This window comes from Actinomadura xylanilytica, from assembly GCF_030283145.1.
Classification (GTDB): Bacteria; Actinomycetota; Actinomycetes; order Streptosporangiales; family Streptosporangiaceae; genus Spirillospora; species Spirillospora xylanilytica.
In genome coordinates this window covers 972,027-988,962 of the sequence record NZ_JASNWE010000002.1, presented here as the reverse complement: position 1 = coordinate 988,962, position 16,936 = coordinate 972,027, and the positions used below count along the sequence as shown (strand labels likewise).

Here is a 16,936-nt window from a genome sequence, read left to right as displayed (position 1 = left end):
CCTCTATGTCTCATCGACTGATGTAACAATAGTGGCGGGGTAAGATCACTGCCGTCAAGGATGAACGGTCGAGGGGACGAGCAGTCCGGCGGGCGGGGCATGGCCGAGTACCGAATCGACGAGCTGGCCCAGGCGGCCGGGAGCACCGTGCGGAACATCCGCGCCTACCAGGACCGGGGGCTGCTGCCGCCGCCCCGGCTGGAGGGCCGGGTCGGCCTGTACGGCGACTCCCATCTGGCCCGGCTGCGGCTGATCGGCAAGCTGCTCGGCCGCGGCTACACCTTCGCGATCATCAAGGACCTGGTGTCGGCGTGGGAGACCGGCAAGGACGTCGGCGACGTCCTCGGGCTGGAGAAGGTCCTCACCGATCCCTGGTCGGACGAGATCCCCGGCACCGCGAGCCATGACGAGCTGATCGGCATCTTCGCCGGGGGGCTGGGCGAGGACGAGTCCGAGCGGCTGCTCGCGCGGACCGTCGAGCTGGGCCTGGTCGAGCCCGAGGGGGACCACTTCCGGGTGCCGAGCCCGCGGCTGCTGCACGTCGGCGCCGAACTCGTCGCCGCCGGGGTGCCGCTCGAATCGGTGCTCGACATCGCCCAGCAGATCCGCGACGACTGCGACGTCATCGCCGGGCGGTTCGTGAACCTGGTGCGGGAGCACGTGTTCCACCGGCTGGAGGACGACCCCGTCCCCGGCGGCGACGAGCTCACCGAGGTCGCCGCGGTCGTGCGCCGGATGCGTCCGCTGGTGAAGATGGTCGTCGACCCGTTCATCGCCCGTGCGATGGAGGCCAGGGTGCAGGCGGCGCTCGGGGGGCACCTCGAACTCGTCCGCGACCAGATCGCCGCGCGTCCCACCGAGACCTGACGTCAGAGGAGGCTGGCGCCCCAGACCACGGTGATGGCCCGGACGGCGCCCTCGGAATCGGTGAAGGTGATCGTCCCCCTGCCCGGAAGGCCGATCAGCGCCGTCCGCAGCGTCACTGTCAGCTCGTCCGACCGGCCCTTGGCCATCGCGCCCTGCATCTGGGACAGCACGATCTGCCCGTCCGACACCATCGCGGTCCAGGTCACCCGGCCGCCCGACGCCTTGAGTCGCAGCGTGGCGGTCTTGGTCCCGTACATCTCCACCTGGCCCGGCGCGATCACCAGGTCCCCCGGCTTCGCCGGTCGCTGCGGCGAACTCGACGGGGGAGCGGGCGAGCGGTGCGGGGGCGAGGTCGGGACGTGCGGCTCCCTCCCGTCGGTCTGGGGGCGCAGCGCCGGGCCGACCGCCTGCGGGGGCTGCGACCGCTCCCCCGACCTGCGCTTCCCGTGCTCCGCACCGCTCCCGTTGGACGGGGAGGTGTGGGTGATCGACGGCTGCGGGCGGGTCCCGAACGGCGGCCAGGACAGCGTGGCCGGGCCCAGCCCCGGTCCCATGACCATCACGGCCAGCAGCGCACTGACCAGGGCCCCGGCCATGCCGCCGCCGGTGAACAGCCACCGCCGGGTGAACGGGGACGGCACGTCCGGCTGGCTGGGGAGCCCCTCCGGGGTGAGCGCCCCGCCGCGCGCCGCGATGTCGGCCCGGTATCCGGCCAGCTCGGGGTCCGTCGCGGTGTGCATCACCCGGTGGCGTAGCGCTGCGGGCAGGACGGGCGACGGCGCGCGCGTCAGGAGCGCGACGGCCCGCAGCCCGTCCAGCCGGGTGCAGGACTCGCAGGCGGCGATGTGCTGTTCGAGGTCTGGTTCGTTGGATTCGGAGTCGTCCTCAGGGGGGCCGGCCTCACCCCGTGGGGCGCAGCCACCGGCGAGCGCCCGATTGTGGCTCGGCGGAGGCGTCTGCCTGGGGCCGGGACTACGTGCCGCGAGCACCACGACGGCGGCGCTACGGAACGACCGTCCCGTCGTACTGCGAGCCCCGCGCTTCTCCTTGGCGCCGTCGGGCGCGTCCCCTGAGGATTCAGCGAACGCATCGCCATCAGCAGGGGGGCCGGTCGGCTCATGGAGTTCGGTCTCTGCGTCGGCGGCCCGTCCGCCCCGGACGGAGCGTCGCCCGGTGGCGCAGTCCTGCGCGACCAGGAGCGCCTCGGCTTTGAGCGCGTCCTCCATGCTCAGCCGGGCCTTCCGCACCCGCATCGCGGCACGCCGGGGAGACAGCCCGAGCGCCGCGCCGAGCCTGGACGGACGCAGCCGGTGGCGTCCGGCCAGCAGGATCGCTTCCTGGTCGCCGGGCTCCATTCGTGCGAGGGTCGCGCGCAGCAGATCGTGCAGCTCGTCCGACTCCAGGGGCCGCGCCTCCGGGCCACCGGACCGGGCAGGGGCCTCGGAGAACTCGGCGTCGCGGTCCCAGTACAGCTCCGCGGGATGCCCGCGCTGGACGCACCTGCGGCGGGCCGCGCCGAACAGCCACGAGCTCAGATGCAGATGGTCGCGCATGCGCGGCGCGCGCCGGTAGGCGTCGATGAACGTGTCGTGCACGATGTCGGCGGTGGTCTTGACGTCCCCGGTCATCGACGACACGTAGTCGAAGAGATGCTCAGAGTACGCGTCGTACAGCTCGCCCAGGACGGTCTCGTCACCCTCGTTGAGGCCCTGGACCAACCGGCGGTCGGCCCTGGCTTCGTGGGAGGACCACCTGGACATGCACGCTCCCGGCACCGGCATGGAAGTCCTGCATACACCCGTACGCCCCATCCGCACCACTTGATCCCCTGAAATGACCGGACGCGGTGACCCAAGGGTGGGAACACCCCAGCGGTGCGTGATCATGAAGGCCCGTGCGGTGATCGTCCGGACACGCCGAGCGACCGCCATCTCGGCCTCCTGCACGCCGAACTCGCCAACGAGCGGCTGCGCTCCGCGATGGCCCGCAACATGGAGACCCTCCTCGACCCCCGGCTCACCTGACGTCGAACACGTGAAATGAACCGGTGCCGAGGCCCGCCCCGCTGTAGCCTGACCACGTCGGCGGGTGGGGAAGCCCGGCCGGCACGAAACGCCCCGCTCTCCCGCTCCGGCGGCGAGGACGGGGCGTTTTGTCGTCACTCTCCCGGATTCGCTCGTTCGGGAGCGGAGGGATCAGGTGCGGAGGGATCAGGTGCGGGGGGATCGGGGGCCTGGGGAGGGATGCCGGGGAAGTCGTCCTCCAGGCCGGCGTCGTCCCGGAGCTTGGCCACCGCCCGCGAGACCGTGCTCTTGACCGTGCCCACGCTGATTCCGAGCACCTCGGCGATCTCGGCCTCCGGCATGTCCTCGTAGTAGCGGAGCATCACGGCGAGGCGCTGCCGTTCGGGCAGCCGGTCGAGGGCGCGGCCGAGCGCGTCGTGCATGTCGCTGCGCCGGGTGTCGTCGTCCACGGGCCGCTCGGGGAGCTCGTCGGTGGGGTAGATGTCCAGCTTGCGGCGGCGCCACCAGGAGATCTGCGTGTTGACCATGGCGCGGCGCACGTATCCGTCCATCGCGGCGCGGTCGTGGATCCGGTCCCAGGCGAGGTAGGTCTTGGCCAGCGCGGCCTGGAGCAGGTCCTCGGCCTCGACCCCGTCGCCGGTCAGCCTGGTCGCGGCGCGCAGCAGCGCGGGGCCGCGGGCCTGGACGTACTCGCGGAACTCCTCGTGCCGCGTGTCGCTCACGTCACCACCGGGCCAGGGTCGCGCCGGGCCCGCCAGGTCCGGATCCTGTCGTGGATCTCGGTCGCGGGCAGGTCGCGGGCAGGTCCCGGCGCCTTCGACGATCGCACGGAGATCGTAATTCCGGGCCAACCAAAATGGCATATTCGGGTAAGCCGGAGGATAAATCTTCCACCGGGAATAACAAACTGCAACCGGCCGTCGACTTATCGCGACAAATCCGTCGACAGTTGAGTGGCCTGGCACGACCCTTGACTCGCCGTCCTAACTGCCGTGACAGCATGTGAAGACCGATACTGGAGTGCCGCCATGCCAGTCCCCCGCCGTCGTGGAGCCGGCCGCCGCCGCCGTCGCGAGGCCGTTCTCGGGGCCTCGCCGGCCCCGCGCGGCGGCTCCGCCGACGACGACCGTCCCCTGCGGGTCCTGACCGGAACCGTGCTCGACGCGAGCCCGCATCTGCTCGTCCTGCACGCGGAGGGGCGTGAGCAGCGGTTGCCGCTGACCCCGGCCACCAAGGTCTGGCGCGGCGGGCCCGGGGGCCTCGCCGCGCTGCGGCCGGGCCGCGAGGCGATCGTCCGGGAGGCCGCCGACGGACTCGGCGCCGACCGGATCTGGGTCGACGTCCGCCGGGTCTCCGGCACCATCCTGACGCGCGGGCGGGACACCGTGGAGGTCGACATGGGCCCGCACCGGGGGCGCGTCCACGTGCTGCTCCCCCCGCAGGCCCTCGGCCGCGTCCTGGTCCGGCATCCGCGCCTGGAACCCGGCTACCTCTTCGACGCGATCTGCGTGCGGTCCCCCGGCGGCCCCCAGGCGGTGCGTCCCGGCACCTCGCAACCCGGCTACCGCGCGGACGACCTCGCCGCGCCACCCCCGACGGCCCCGGTCCCCGACGCCCTGCACGGCACCGCCACCTGGTTCGACGCCGGGCAGGACGCCGAGGAGGCCCGCTCCGGCTGGGGCACGCGCGGCGGCGCCGAGTCCCGGATCGGCGGGGCCGCCTACCCGGCGGTGGACGCCGAGGGCGAGGCGGGCGGGTGCGCCGACGCACCCGCCGGATGCGTTCCGCTCCCGTTCCTGTCGCTCGGCAGCGAGCTGGCCGTCAGGAACGAGTGCACCGGCCGCACCGGGGTCGTTCCGGTGGTCGAGTGCGGTTGCGCGGCGGCCCTGTTCTGCGACCGCTGCGTCGAGTGCGGGACGTCGCCGCGCGGCCGGGTGGTCGAGCTGACGCCCGCCGCGTTCGTCGGGCTGGGCGGCGAACTGGAGGCGGGGTGCTTCAACACGGTCGTGCGCCACGGGGCTCCCGATGAGGACGGGCTGGGGCGCTGACGATGGTGATGGTCTTCCAGAACACCCAGGTCCTGCTGCTGGCCGCCGTCCTGCTGGCGGCCTGCCTGGCCAAGCTGACGATCCGCAATCCGCGGGCGGCGGTGCCCGAGCACGTGCACGGCGTCCCGGTCCCGGCCGGGCTGCGGCGGGCGACGGCGGGACGGTCGATCCGGGGGATGAGCGTCGGACTCGGCCTCGGCGAGGGCGTGCTCGGGCTGGCGCTGCTGGTCACCTCGCACCTGTCGGTGCGGATCGCGACGATGGTGGCGTTCGCGGCGGCCACCTGGGTGGTCGGTGAGCTGCGGGTACGGCGCCCGGACGCGGGGTGCGGCTGCTTCGGCGGGCTGAGCTCCAAGCCCGCCGGCCGCCGCAGCGTGCTGCGGGCGATGCTGTTCACCGCCGCGGCGATCGCCTCGCTCGGGGCGCCGCACGCCGGCCTGGACGTGCTCCGTACCGGTCACGCGCGCATGGGACTGGTCCTGGTGGTGGAGCTGGCGTTGTTCGCGGCACTCTCGCCGGAGCTGTCTGCGCTGCTCCTGCCACGCGGCCTGCCGCGCGCCCTGCGTCGCGGCGGAGGCGGGAGCGGGCATCGAGGCGCAGGGCAGGGCGAGCGGCAGGACGTGCCGCGTGGCGCACGGCGCGGCGTCCGGCATCGTCCGGTGGTGCCGTGCGCGCGGCGCCGGAGCCCGCTGGCCGAGACGTACGCGACCCTGTACGACAGCCCCGCCTGGGCGGCGCACGAGAACACGATCGCGAGCGCGGTGCCGCTGGATGTGTGGCGGGAGGGCTGCTGGCGGTTCGTGGTCTTCCAGGCGCGGGCGGACGGGCGCGACCTGGAGGCCGTGTTCGCCGTGTCGACCTCGCAGTACGACCGGACCGTCCGCGCCGCCCTGGTCGGGCCCGGCTCCGCGGAACGGCCGGCCGGCGCGGCGCCTTCCGGCCGGCCGTCCTGACCTCTGCGGCTCTCTACGACTGTCTACCGATTCTGCTAGAACGCCGAAGAGAACCCTTGGCAGGCCGGGCGGCGCACTCGATACGACTCTCTACGTCCATCTCGGTGGAGGGCTAGACAGGGCTATACATCGCTAGCACCACGTTTCACCTGGTCAAAGGACTGAAACGCGAGCATGCGACGGTATACGGCCCTCTAGCCTTTCGCCGAGAGAGCGTAAGAGAGAGGTGGCGCTCGTCGGACCGGCCGAGCGTCGTCAGGCGGGCTGGGCTCGGAGGAACTTGCCGAAGTGCGGGACGGTGAACGCGACCAGGCCGCGTTCGGCGCTGTAGATGAGCCCCTTCTTGATCAGGCCGTCACGGGCGGGCGACAGGCTGGACGGCTTGCGGCCGAGCTCGTCGGCGACCGACGAGGTCGCCACCGGGGCGTCGCCCTCCTCGCCGAGCATCGCCATCGCGCGCATGTAGTCGCGTTCGGCCGGGGTGGCGCGTTCGTAGCGGCTGCCGAAGAAGCCCACCGCGAGCTCGCTCTCGGCCTCGGGCGCCGCGACCTTGATGTCGTCGACGGTGATCGGGGTGTCCGGCGCGACGTCCCAGACCACCTTGGCGTACGCCTGGACGAAGTAGGGGTAGCCGTCGGCCGCCCCGTAGAGCGCGTCCAGGGCGTCCTTGGTGAAGGTGACCTCCTCGCGCTCGGCGGGCGCCAGCAGGGCGACGTCGGCCGAGTCGCGGTCGAGCCGGTCGATCCGCGCGTAGCGGAACAGCCGCTCGGAGTAGGACTTGCTGGCCGACAGGACGGCCGGCAGGTGCGGCAGGCCGGCGCCGACCACGATCAGCGGCCCGCCGGTCTGCGACAGCTCATGGCAGGCGGCGCAGAGCGCGGAGACGTCGTCTGCGGGGATGTCCTGCATCTCGTCGACGAACAGCGCGATGCCGGCGCCGACGTCGGTGGCGACCGAGGCGGCGTCCACGAACAGCTCGGTGAGGTCGATCTCCAGGTCGCCGGAGTCGGCGCGGCCCCGGCTGGCGGGGACGTCGATGCCCGGCTGCCAGCGGTGCGCCCTGGCCTTGGCCCGGCCGCCGGACGGCTCCTCGCCCGCCTGCGCGAACGCCTTGAGCACGCCGAGGAAGCCCTCGATGCGGTCGGGCGCGCGGTGCCTGGGCGCCAGCTCGCGGACGGCCATGTGCAGCGCGGAGGCGACCGGGCGGCGGATCGACTGATCGGGCCGGGCCTCGATCTTGCCGGTGCCCCACAGCCGCTGGATCGCCATTGAGCGGAACGCGTTGAGCAGGACGGTCTTGCCGACGCCGCGCAGCCCAGTGATGATCATGCTGCGCTCGGGCCGGTCGCGGGCCACCCGTTCGAGCACCACCTCGAACTGCTGGAGTTCGCGGTCGCGGCCGGCGAGTTCCGGAGGGCGCTGCCCGGCGCCCGGGGCATAGGGATTGCGCACGGGGTCCACGGTCTCGGACTCTATGAGGCGGTATAGCTGTGGCCGTAGATTTGCGTAGAAACTCGTACGGCGTGTCGCGTGCGCCCGCGGTTCGCGGCGGCGCGCCGCCGCGTCCGGCCCCCCCGCGGCCACCGTCGCCATCATGCCGCCTCCCCAGGCGAGCGCACACGAACGAGCTAGTCGAACTTCTGTTCGACTATTCGAACACAGTAGCGCATGGGGTCGGCGCCGTCAGCCGACCCCCCGGAACCCGCGGTCAGTTGAGCGGCTCGTCCCGGCTGGACAGGTGCGGCACCTTCTCCGCCGGGACGGTCCCCATCCGGCCCGCCTGGAAGTCCTCGAACGCCTGCACGATCTCCTCCCGGGTGTTCATGACGAACGGCCCGTACCGCGCGACCGGCTCGCGGATCGGCAGGCCGCCCAGGATCAGGATCTCCCAGCCGTTCGCGCTCGCCTGCGGCTGCACGTCGGCGGCCCGGACGACCAGGCCGTCACCGTCGCCCTTGTGGTGCGAGCCCGCGAACACCGCGAGCTGCCCCTCGTCCAGCCCGATCTCCTCGACACCGGCGGTGCCGCGCCCAGAGAGCACGTACACCAGCGCGTTGAAGTCGCGCGGCCACGGCAGGGCCAGCCGCGCGCCCGGGGCCACGGTCGCGTGCAGGTAGTTGATCGGGGTGTGGGTGACGCCCGGCCCGTCGTGCCCGCCGACCGAGCCGGCGATCACCCGGACGAGCGAGGAGCCGTCGCCCGCCGCGAGCAGCGTGACGTCGCGCGCCCCGATGTCCTGGTAGCGCGGCTTGGCCCACTTCTCGGCACGGGGCAGGTTCACCCAGAGCTGGACGCCGTGGAACAGCCCGCCCTTGGTGACCAGCTCGGGCGGCGGCTGCTCGATGTGCTGGATGCCGGACGCGGCCGTCATCCACTGGGTCCCGCCGTCGGCGATCAGGCCGCCGCCCCCGGTGGTGTCCTGGTGCTCGAACGCGCCGTCGATGATGTAGGTGACGGTCTCGAAGCCGCGGTGCGGGTGCCAGGGCGTCCCCATCGCCTCGCCCGGCGCGTACTCCACCGCGCCCATGTGGTCGAGCAGCAGGAACGGGTCGGCGAGCGGGAGGTCGACACCCGGGAACGGCCGCCGGACCTGGAAGCCCTCGCCCTCCAGGTGGCGCTGGGCGGTGACGACCTTGGCGACGCGGCGCCAGTCGGTCCGGGCGTCCGGCAGCAGGGGCAGGCGCGGCAGGCTCAGCGGGTCCGCGGTCACGGCAGGCATGGGATTCTCCGATCGGTCGGTGGCCGCCCCTCCCGAGGCCGGCGCCGCGGCGGGGACGGTGAACGTCTCGCGCGCCCCGGCGGGGGTGCGCTACCTTCCGCAACGTAGTTGAAAGATAAACTATTCCGGGGCGCGGCGACCCCGGACGCGGCCGATCGTACCGAAGATTAGTTGAATCTTCAATTTATGCTCTATACTCGCGCTCATGAGCGAACCGCGCTGGCTCGATGCCACCCAGCAGCGTGACTGGCGAGCCTACGTGGACGGCAGCGTCCGGCTCACCGAGGTCATGGACCGCGACCTGAAGACCCGGCACGGGCTCTCGGTCTCCGAGTACGAGATCCTGGTCCGCCTCTCCGAGGCGCCCGAGCGGCGCCTGCGCATGGCCGAGCTGGCCGACAACGCCAGCCAGTCGCGCAGCCGCCTCTCCCACACCTGCTCCCGCCTGGAGTCCAAGGGCCTGGTCAGCCGGGGAAGCTGCCCCGGCGACAAGCGCGGGGTGTACGCGCACCTCACCGACGCGGGCTTCGACGCCCTCGACCGGGCCTCCCGCGACCACGTCGAGACCGTCCGCGCGTTCCTCGTCGACATCATCGACCCGGCCGACCTCGAGGCCGTCGGACGGGTCTTCACCGCCGTGATGAAGCGCATCGACGCCGGCTGACCCGCCCAGAACGTCGCGGACGTCCACCTAGAGCGTCGCGGACGTCCACCTAGAGCGTCACCGAAACGCCGGTGAGGAATCCGACCGAGACCAGGGTCAGGAACACCCAGGCCAGCATCATCCCCGCGCCGAACTGCCGCCAGGTGCCGCCGACCTTCCACACCAGCAGCCCGCCGAGACCGAACGCCAGCACCAGCAGCGCCACCAGCTGGGGCCACAGATTCGACCGGTCGCTGGACATCAGCGGCGCCCACATCATCATCGCGTCGACGAACACGAACGTCCCGAACCCGGCGGCGACGGCGCCGATGTCACGGCCGCCGAGCCGCTGGGCCCGCACTCCGAGCTCCTCGGCGCGCGCCCAGCGCAGCCGCAGCCGCGGCGCGGCCCGCGCCGCGGGCTCGACCTCCACGGCGTGCGCCACGGCGAAGATCTCGTCTTCGAGGCTCGGGACGCCCTTCTCCTGAGGATCCGCCATGCCGGCTCCCTGGCCGGGGGAGACCCCGGGAACACACCCGGGGACAAGAGATGGATGCGGCGCGCCCGCCCCCCGGCGCCTGTTCGGCGAGCACGCTCTCAACGCACCGTAGCGAATCCGGGGTCCCACGCGAAGTGCGCGTGACGTGCGATCCTGCTGGGATGCCAGGCAGACGGCCACTCCGTGGCGCAACCTTCCTGACCGCGGTCACGGCGGCGACCATCGTGACGTCCGGATGCGGCAACGGCTCGCCCGGTTACGGCAAGTCCGGATCACCGACATCGGCCAGTCCGCCCACCGCGAGCGGGGGCTCGTCGGCGCCGTCCGGCTCCTCACCCGCGAAGCCGAGCCCGGCGGCGTTCCAGTCGGAGATCAAGAAGATCACCGACCCCGCCTCGACGCTGAAGTACTCCTGGAAGAAGGGCTGCCCGGTACCGGTGTCCGGCCTGCGGATGATCCAGATGACCTACTGGGGCATGGACGACAAGCCGCACCCGGACGGGCGCCTGGTCGTCAACGCCAAGGCCGCCGAGAAGCTGGTCAAGGTCTTCCGGAAGCTCTACGACATGCACTATCCGATCAAGCGCATGGAGCCGGTGGACGCCTACAAGGGCAGCGACTGGCAGTCGATCGAGGCCGACAACACCTCGGCCTTCAACTGCCGCCCCGCGACCGGGTCGTCCACCTGGTCGCAGCACGCCTTCGGCCTCGCGGTCGACCTCAACCCGTGCGAGAACCCGTACGTCACCGCGAGCGGCGAGGTCGACCACAAGGACTGCGTGAAGTTCAAGAACCGCAAGAGCCGCGCCCCGGGCGTGATCCACGCTGGCGACAAGGTCGTCCGGGCGTTCGCCTCGATCGGCTGGGGCTGGGGCGGCGAGTGGAACGGCACCAAGGACTACCAGCACTTCTCCAGCAACGGCCGGTGACGACCCTCAGCCCCAGCCTCAGCCCCGGACGAGCGGGTTCGGTCAGAGCATCATGAACGCGACCGCCAGGATCGCGACGACGACCACGACGGCGACGACGCCGATGATGAGGCCCATGTTCGGGCCGGAGGACTTCTCGGGCTGCCCCTGCTGAGCGAAGTACTGGAACTGGGTGGTCGAACCGGCCGGATCGTTCGGTGTTTCAGACATGCCGAAGAGGGTAACTGATCACTTCGTCCGGATTCATGACCCCGCGCCCGGTGTGCCGGGCCTGAGCGCCCCCGCGGCGGCGCACGCCTCGTCCCGTTACGCCACCGCGTCCTGCCCACGCCGCCGACCTGAAGTCGCAGGTCGGCGGCTATTTCGTTGGCGGAGAGTGTGGGATTCGAACCCACGAGGACTGTCCCCAGCCCTGGGCGCTTTCAAGGCGCCTGCACTAGTCCACTATGCGAACCCTCCAACGGCCACAGCCCACGATAGCGGTCGGCGGACGCTGCGATCGACCGCATTGCGCCCTCCCCCGCGACACCGTCCGGCGGCGGGCTAGGCGGGGTCCGGGACGCGGTAGCCGGGGACGGACGGCCAGCGGACGGTCATCACCACCGACTCCTCCTCGGCGCACCAGGAATGGTCGACGCCGCGTCCCCACACCACGTAGTCGCCCTGCTCGGTCAGCAGCACGTCCCGTCCGGGGAACTCCATCCGGAACCGGCCGCTGATCAACACGAGCAGCGCGACGCGCTGCTCGCCGCTGGTCCACTGCCCACGGCGTTCACCGCGCGGGTGCACGCCCCATTTGATCTCGACGTCCTCGCTGTGCCGGAGGTCGTCGTCCGCCTTGAAATGGCCCAGCAGCCAACCGCGGTCACCCGCGGCGTCGACCGGCGCCTTGCCCACGTACACGTTCTCGACCACGGACGGCGACTCTAACGCCCTCCGGTGCCCACGGCGGCCCCGCCACCGGCGGGGCCGCACCTCGCGTCGTGGGTCAGGCGGGCGGGCGCTGGAAGGCGAAGCCGTCGCCGACGACGGCCGCCAGGTTGAGGTACGCCTCGCGGGTGGCCGGGGCGAGCTGCTCCAGCTCGACCTCGGCCCCCTCCTCCAGGTGGTCGTCGTACGGGATCCGCACGACGGCACGGCAGCGGCTCTCGAAGTGCGCCTGGAGCTTGTCGAGATCGACCTGGCTGCGGGTGCGGTTGCGCACCATCGACAGCACGACCACGCCGTTGCGGACCAGGTGGCCGTGGTCGTGCGCCTCCAGCCAGTCGAGGGTCGCGCTCGCCGAGCGGGCACCGTCCACCGACGGGGAGCTGACCAGGACGAGCTGGTCGGCGAGGCTGAGCACGCCCGCCATCGCCGAGTGCAGGAGCCCGGTGCCGCAGTCGGTGATGCAGATCGAGTAGAACTGCTCCAGCACCACGGCCACGGCGGCGTAGTCCTCGGCGCTGAACGCCTCGCTGACGGCCGGGTCGCGGTCGGAGGCCAGCACCTCCAGGCGCGCCCCGTTCTGCGAGGTGAAGGCCCGCACGTCGGCGTACCGGTGCACCCTGTCGCGGTCGTTGAGCAGGTCTCGGACGGTCGCCGCCGTCTCCAGCTTCACCTTGTCGGACAGCGTGCCGCGGTCGGGGTTGGCGTCGACCGCGATGACCCGGTCGCCGCGGATCGACGACAGCATCGCGCCGAGTCCGGTCGTGGTGGTCGTCTTGCCCACCCCGCCCTTGAGCGACATGACCGCGACCCGGTGGTGGCCGCCGGCCACGGTGGTGCGCGCCCGTCCGATCAGGTCCTTGCGGCGCAGCTCGTTCTGCGACTCGCCCGGGTGGATGTTCCCGCCGGACGCCTTGTAGACGGCCTTGCGCCAGCCGGCGGACGGGGCGATGCGCCGCTCGCCGAGCAGGTTCTCGGAGCTGAGGCTCTCGGAGCTCCCGGGCGGCGGCGCCTCGTTGCCCTGCGGGTACCCCGGCTGGCCCGGCCCGGGATGCCCAGCCTGCCCGGGATACCCGGCAGGACCCGGCTGACCCGGGTACGGTCCCTGGGGCGCACCGGGGGGCATCTGCGGGTATCCGGCGGGCTGTGCGTAGCCCTCGGCGGGCTGCTGTTCCTCAGGCCCGAATCCGGGCACCGGGTTGTAGTGGCCTCCGGCAGGCTGCTGTTCCTCAGGCCCGAATCCAGGCACCGGGTTGTAGTGGCCTCCGGCGGGCGGGCTCTGGGCGGGGTCGACCGGCCCGTAGGGGTACGGCTGCGCGCCCTGTGCCGGGTCCTGCGGGGCGTACTGCTCGGACGGGTACGGCGGGAGCTGGTCGAGCGGCGGCGCCCCCTGGCCGCCACCGGAGGCGTCGTACGGCTGCTGCGGCGCCGGACCGGTCTCCCAGGGCTGCTGCTGGTCGAACGACGGCTGCTGCGGCGCGGGTCCGCCCTCGTACGGCGGCTGCGGCTGCGGGACGCCCTCGTACGGCGGCTGCTGCGGGGCCGGCCCCCCACCTTCGTAGGAAGGCATCTGCCCCGGGTCGTACGGCTGGTAGCCGCCTCCCGCATACGGGGGCGGCAGCATCCCCCCGTCGAACGACTGGGGCATCGGCCCGCCCTCGTACTGCTGCTGCTGAGCGGCCTGGCCACCGTCGAACGGAGGCGGGGTCACGTACCCGGGAGCACCGCCGGGAGCGCCGTAGGACGGGAATCCGGGAGGCGGAGGAGGAGCGTACTCGCCTCCCTCCCCGGCCAGAGGCTGCTGCGGCGGCGGGCCGTAGTCGGACTGTGGGGCCTGGCCGTAGTCGGGCTGTGGCGGCGGGCCGAAATCCTGGGGTGGCGGGGGCTGACCGAAATCCTGAGGCGGCGGCGCGGGCTGACCGTAGTCCGGCGGCGGGCCCGGCTGGCCGAAATCCGTGGCCGGGGCGGGCTGGCCGAAATCCGTGGCCGGGGCGGGCTGACCGAAATCCGTGGCCGGGGCGGGCCGGCCGTAGTCCGGAGCCGGGGCGGGCTGGCCGAACGCATCGGGGGGCAGCGGCGCCGGCTGGTGCGGCTGGACGAACCCGTCCTGCTGGAGCGGCGGCGGGGGCGCGCCGAAAATCTCTGGCTGCCCCTGGAACGGGGGCGGCCCTGCGAGCCACGGGTTGGCGGGCTCGGGCGCCGGGGGCTGCCCGGCCTCGGGTTCGGGTTCGGGCACGGGTTCCGGCACGGGCCCGGGCTGCGCCGCGGGCGCGCCGGAGGGGGGCTGCTGCTCGGCGGGCGCTGACGGTTCGGCTTCGGACGAGGGCGGGACGGCGGAGGGCGGCCCTGTCGCCTCGCCGCTCATCGCGTCCAAAGAGGCCAACCGCTCCTCCAGGGAACGCCCGTCGTGCTCGTTCCTCGCCACCGTTTCTCCCCTCGGCCATGCCTCAAATGATCAATTGCGGAGCAGGTCGGCATTGGCCCCAGGGCAGGATACCTGTGCGCCAATACCACGCATCCCTGACGTTCCTCGCCACCACCCTCCCCTCACCCGCCGGGCCGTCCGGGGCCGTCCGGGGCCGTCCGGGGCCGTCGCCGGGGACGGCCCGCCTCCCGTCCCGCGGTGCCCGGTAGCGTGATCGGTATGCATGCCATCGTGATTCGCGAGCCGGGGGACGCCGACGTCCTCGCATGGACCGAGGTGCCGGACCCGGTCGCGAAGCCGGGCGAGGTCGTCATCGAGGTGGCGGCGAGCGCCGTCAACCGCGCCGACGTCATGCAGCGGCGCGGTTTCTACCCGCCGCCGCCCGGCGCCCCTCCGTACCCGGGCCTGGAGGTGTCCGGACGGATCGCCGAACTCGGCGAGGACGTGTCCGGGTGGCGGGTGGGCGACGAGGTGTGCGCGCTGCTCAGCGGCGGCGGCTACGCCGAACGGGTCGCCGCGCCGGCCTCGCAACTGCTGCCCGTCCCGCGCGGAGTCGGCCTCGCCGCGGCGGCCGGGTTGCCCGAGGTCGTGTGCACGGTGTGGTCGAACGTCTTCATGCTGGCCGGGTTGAAGGCCGGGGAGACGCTCCTCGCACACGGCGGCGGGAGCGGTATCGGCACGATGGCGATCCAGCTCGCCCGCGCGCGCGGGGCCCGGGTGCTGTGCACGGTGGGCGGCCCTGACAAGGCGGCCCGCTGCCGGGAGCTCGGTGCGGACGGCGTCATCGACTACCGCACCGAGGATTTCGTCGAGCACGGCCCGTTCGACGTGATCCTTGACAACATGGGCGCCAAGTACCTGGCGCGCAATGTCGACGCCCTCGCCGCCGGCGGCCGGCTGATGGTGATCGGATTGCAGGGCGGCGCGCGGGCCGAGCTCGATCTGGGCAAGCTGTTGGGCAAGCGGGCGGCGGTCCACGGCACCGGACTGCGCGCCCGGCCGTTGGAGGAGAAGGCGGAGATCGTCGCCGCGGTCCGCGAGCACGTGTGGCCGCTGCTGGAGTCGGGGACGGTGCGGCCGGTGATCGACCAGACCGTCCCGATGGCCGAGGCGGCCCGTGCGCACCGGATCCTGGAGGAGAGCGGTCATGTCGGCAAGATCCTGCTCACGTGAGGATTAGGGGATTATGAACGAGCCTTCGAAGAACCAGTCCGGCCAGGAGCCCCAGGTCCTGGTGGTCGGCCCGAACGGCATCGCGATGGAGGGCGCCACCGACTCCGGCAAGGACGAGAAGTCCGTCGCCGAGATGGTCGAGCAGCCCGCCAAGGTGATGCGCATCGGCGGCATGATCCGGCAGCTCCTGGACGAGGTCAAGGCCGCGCCACTGGACGAGGCCAGCCGCGCCCGGCTGGGCGAGATCCACAGCTCTTCCATCAAGGAGCTGGAGGACGGCCTGGCGCCCGAGCTGGTGGAGGAGCTCGAACGGCTCTCGCTGCCGTTCACCGAGGGCACCGTGCCGAGCGAGTCCGAACTGCGCATCGCCCAGGCCCAGCTCGTCGGCTGGCTGGAGGGGCTGTTCCACGGCATACAGACCACGCTGTTCGCGCAGCAGATGGCCGCGCGGGCCCAGCTCGAGCAGATGCGCCGGGCGCTTCCCGCCGGGATGATCCCGCCGGGTGCCGAGGAGGAGGGACAGGGCCCGCGGCAGTCCAGCGGCCCCTATCTGTAGGCGGACACCTGTTAGGCGGTCACCTGTAGGCGGGCGCGGGCCGTCACGTTCTCGGCCCGCCCGTCCGCCATGGCTCCCGCCCTGCCGGTCGGACCGACCCTGAGAAGGGCCGGTCCGTCCAGGGCCCCGTCAGACGAAGAGGCGTTCGAGGACCTGGGCCACGCCGTCGTCGTCGTTGCGGGCCGTGGCGTGGGTGACCGCCGCCTTGACGGCCGGATGGGCGTTGGCGACGCCGTACGAGGTGCCGGCCCAGGTGAGCATCGGCAGGTCGTTGGGCATGTCACCGAACGCGGTGACGGCGGAGGCGGGGATGCCCCGCTCGGCGCAGAACTCGGCCAGCGCGCTGGCCTTGGTAACGCCCTGGGCGCTCATCTCCAGCAGGCCCCGTCCGGACGAGTGGGTCACGGTGACCAGCTCGCCGACGGCCTTCTCGGCCCGCTCCGCGAGGGTGTCGGGGTCGGCGCTCGGGTGGAAGGCCAGCAGCTTGGTGCCGCCGCGGCTGACCAGCGTCTCGCCGTCGACCGGGCGCCCGCCGAGCGCGCCGGCGTCCCAGCGGCCCAGGTTGTAGCGGGCCTCGAAGACGAATCCGGTCGGGTACTCCACCGCGAAGCGCAGCTCGGGATCGGCGGCGCGCAGCCGCTCCACCGCCTCCGCGATCACGTCCGGCTCGATCATGCGGGCCCGCAGCACGGTCTCGGTGTGCAGGTCGTAGACGACGGCGCCGTTGGCGCAGATCGCGATGCCGCGGTGGTCGACGGCGGCGGCGATCTCGGTCATCCAGCGGGGCGGCCGTCCGGTCACCATGACCAGTAGGGCCCCGGCGCGCTCGACCTGGGCCAGGGCGGCGACGGTGCGGGCCGAGATGGTGCCGTCGGACCGCACGATCGTGCCGTCGAGGTCCGTGGCGATCAAGCGCGGCGGCGTGGGCTCGGACATGTCACCTTCCAGTCTCGCCGCGTCGTGATCCCGATCGCGTCCGCCGCGGGGCGGGCACGGGCGTCGTAGGCAGCTCAGACACACCTTAGGCGACCGCTGGCCACCGATGCCCACATAGATCTCGAAGGGGGTCTTTCCACCATCTACCCGGCGGTCTACCGTGGGGCGCATCCGGGAGGACCCCGGCCGCGGGCGCGAGTACTGGAAACTGCTTCACGTTCATCGCGCTGAGCGGAA

17 protein-coding genes and 1 tRNA gene are annotated in these 16,936 nt (G+C 72.5%); 8 read left to right on the top strand and 10 right to left on the bottom strand.

The window, feature by feature from the left end:
* The first annotated feature begins 60 nt into the window (after nucleotides 1-60).
* Complete coding sequence (locus QP090_RS15710) at nucleotides 61-867, top strand: MerR family transcriptional regulator (protein WP_285939601.1); 807 nt, start codon at nucleotides 61-63, stop codon at nucleotides 865-867.
* Nucleotides 868-869: 2 nt separating this feature from the next.
* Here QP090_RS15710 and QP090_RS15705 read toward each other — a convergent pair whose 3' ends face one another.
* Complete coding sequence (locus tag QP090_RS15705; protein WP_285939600.1) at nucleotides 870-2,627, bottom strand: RNA polymerase sigma factor; 1,758 nt, start codon at nucleotides 2,625-2,627, stop codon at nucleotides 870-872.
* A 114-nt stretch (nucleotides 2,628-2,741) separates the two neighbouring features.
* Between QP090_RS15705 and QP090_RS15700 the strand changes: the two genes are divergently transcribed.
* Nucleotides 2,742-2,891 carry a hypothetical protein gene (locus tag QP090_RS15700; RefSeq protein ID WP_285939599.1) on the top strand — a complete coding sequence of 50 codons (150 nt, stop codon included), beginning with the start codon at nucleotides 2,742-2,744 and terminating at the stop codon, nucleotides 2,889-2,891.
* Between the two features lie 134 nt (nucleotides 2,892-3,025).
* Here the strand turns inward: QP090_RS15700 and QP090_RS15695 are convergent, their stop codons facing one another.
* On the bottom strand, nucleotides 3,026-3,613 hold the full coding sequence (locus QP090_RS15695) for a SigE family RNA polymerase sigma factor (RefSeq protein ID WP_285939598.1): 588 nt from the start codon (nucleotides 3,611-3,613) through the stop codon (nucleotides 3,026-3,028).
* 306 nt (nucleotides 3,614-3,919) lie between these two features.
* Here QP090_RS15695 and QP090_RS15690 point away from each other — a divergent pair, with 306 nt between their 5' ends.
* Nucleotides 3,920-4,939, top strand: coding sequence for a hypothetical protein (locus QP090_RS15690; protein ID WP_285939597.1), 1,020 nt, complete (start codon nucleotides 3,920-3,922; stop codon nucleotides 4,937-4,939).
* A 2-nt stretch (nucleotides 4,940-4,941) separates the two neighbouring features.
* Nucleotides 4,942-5,892 carry a MauE/DoxX family redox-associated membrane protein gene (locus QP090_RS15685; RefSeq protein WP_285939596.1) on the top strand — a complete coding sequence of 317 codons (951 nt, stop codon included), beginning with the start codon at nucleotides 4,942-4,944 and terminating at the stop codon, nucleotides 5,890-5,892.
* Nucleotides 5,893-6,147: 255 nt separating this feature from the next.
* On the opposite strand, the gene QP090_RS15680 is transcribed toward QP090_RS15685, so the two are convergent.
* Nucleotides 6,148-7,344, bottom strand: a complete 1,197-nt coding sequence (locus QP090_RS15680) for a DUF8462 domain-containing protein (RefSeq protein WP_285939595.1) — start codon at nucleotides 7,342-7,344, stop codon at nucleotides 6,148-6,150.
* Between the two features lie 256 nt (nucleotides 7,345-7,600).
* A complete protein-coding gene (locus QP090_RS15675) occupies nucleotides 7,601-8,611 on the bottom strand; it encodes a pirin family protein (protein ID WP_285939594.1) in 1,011 nt (336 codons plus the stop codon).
* Nucleotides 8,612-8,816: 205 nt separating this feature from the next.
* Here QP090_RS15675 and QP090_RS15670 point away from each other — a divergent pair, with 205 nt between their 5' ends.
* Entirely contained in the window at nucleotides 8,817-9,275 is a 459-nt protein-coding gene (locus tag QP090_RS15670) for a MarR family winged helix-turn-helix transcriptional regulator (RefSeq protein WP_285939593.1), read from the top strand.
* Between the two features lie 49 nt (nucleotides 9,276-9,324).
* On the opposite strand, the gene QP090_RS15665 is transcribed toward QP090_RS15670, so the two are convergent.
* Nucleotides 9,325-9,753 (bottom strand): hypothetical protein, encoded by a 429-nt coding sequence (locus QP090_RS15665; RefSeq protein WP_285939592.1) that lies wholly within the window; start codon nucleotides 9,751-9,753, stop codon nucleotides 9,325-9,327.
* A gap of 161 nt (nucleotides 9,754-9,914) precedes the next feature.
* Between QP090_RS15665 and QP090_RS15660 the strand changes: the two genes are divergently transcribed.
* A complete protein-coding gene (locus QP090_RS15660; protein WP_285939591.1) occupies nucleotides 9,915-10,682 on the top strand; it encodes a M15 family metallopeptidase in 768 nt (255 codons plus the stop codon).
* 42 nt (nucleotides 10,683-10,724) lie between these two features.
* Here QP090_RS15660 and QP090_RS15655 read toward each other — a convergent pair whose 3' ends face one another.
* From QP090_RS15655 to QP090_RS15640, 4 genes are all read right to left on the bottom strand, one after another.
* Entirely contained in the window at nucleotides 10,725-10,892 is a 168-nt protein-coding gene (locus QP090_RS15655; RefSeq protein WP_285939590.1) for a hypothetical protein, read from the bottom strand.
* A 157-nt stretch (nucleotides 10,893-11,049) separates the two neighbouring features.
* Nucleotides 11,050-11,141: transfer RNA gene (locus QP090_RS15650), tRNA-Ser, on the bottom strand.
* Between the two features lie 84 nt (nucleotides 11,142-11,225).
* Nucleotides 11,226-11,597, bottom strand: a complete 372-nt coding sequence (locus QP090_RS15645; RefSeq protein WP_285939589.1) for a cupin domain-containing protein — start codon at nucleotides 11,595-11,597, stop codon at nucleotides 11,226-11,228.
* A gap of 73 nt (nucleotides 11,598-11,670) precedes the next feature.
* Nucleotides 11,671-14,034, bottom strand: a complete 2,364-nt coding sequence (locus tag QP090_RS15640; protein WP_285939588.1) for a MinD/ParA family ATP-binding protein — start codon at nucleotides 14,032-14,034, stop codon at nucleotides 11,671-11,673.
* Nucleotides 14,035-14,253: 219 nt separating this feature from the next.
* Here QP090_RS15640 and QP090_RS15635 point away from each other — a divergent pair, with 219 nt between their 5' ends.
* Together QP090_RS15635 and QP090_RS15630 are read left to right on the top strand one after the other, a co-directional pair.
* Entirely contained in the window at nucleotides 14,254-15,207 is a 954-nt protein-coding gene (locus QP090_RS15635; protein ID WP_285939587.1) for an NAD(P)H-quinone oxidoreductase, read from the top strand.
* A 13-nt stretch (nucleotides 15,208-15,220) separates the two neighbouring features.
* Nucleotides 15,221-15,763, top strand: a complete 543-nt coding sequence (locus QP090_RS15630) for a bacterial proteasome activator family protein (RefSeq protein WP_285939586.1) — start codon at nucleotides 15,221-15,223, stop codon at nucleotides 15,761-15,763.
* A gap of 129 nt (nucleotides 15,764-15,892) precedes the next feature.
* On the opposite strand, the gene QP090_RS15625 is transcribed toward QP090_RS15630, so the two are convergent.
* The gene (locus QP090_RS15625) at nucleotides 15,893-16,699 is read right to left on the bottom strand and encodes an HAD family hydrolase (protein ID WP_285939585.1); all 807 of its coding nucleotides are present in this window, start codon (nucleotides 16,697-16,699) and stop codon (nucleotides 15,893-15,895) included.
* Between the last annotated feature and the right edge of the window lie 237 nt (nucleotides 16,700-16,936).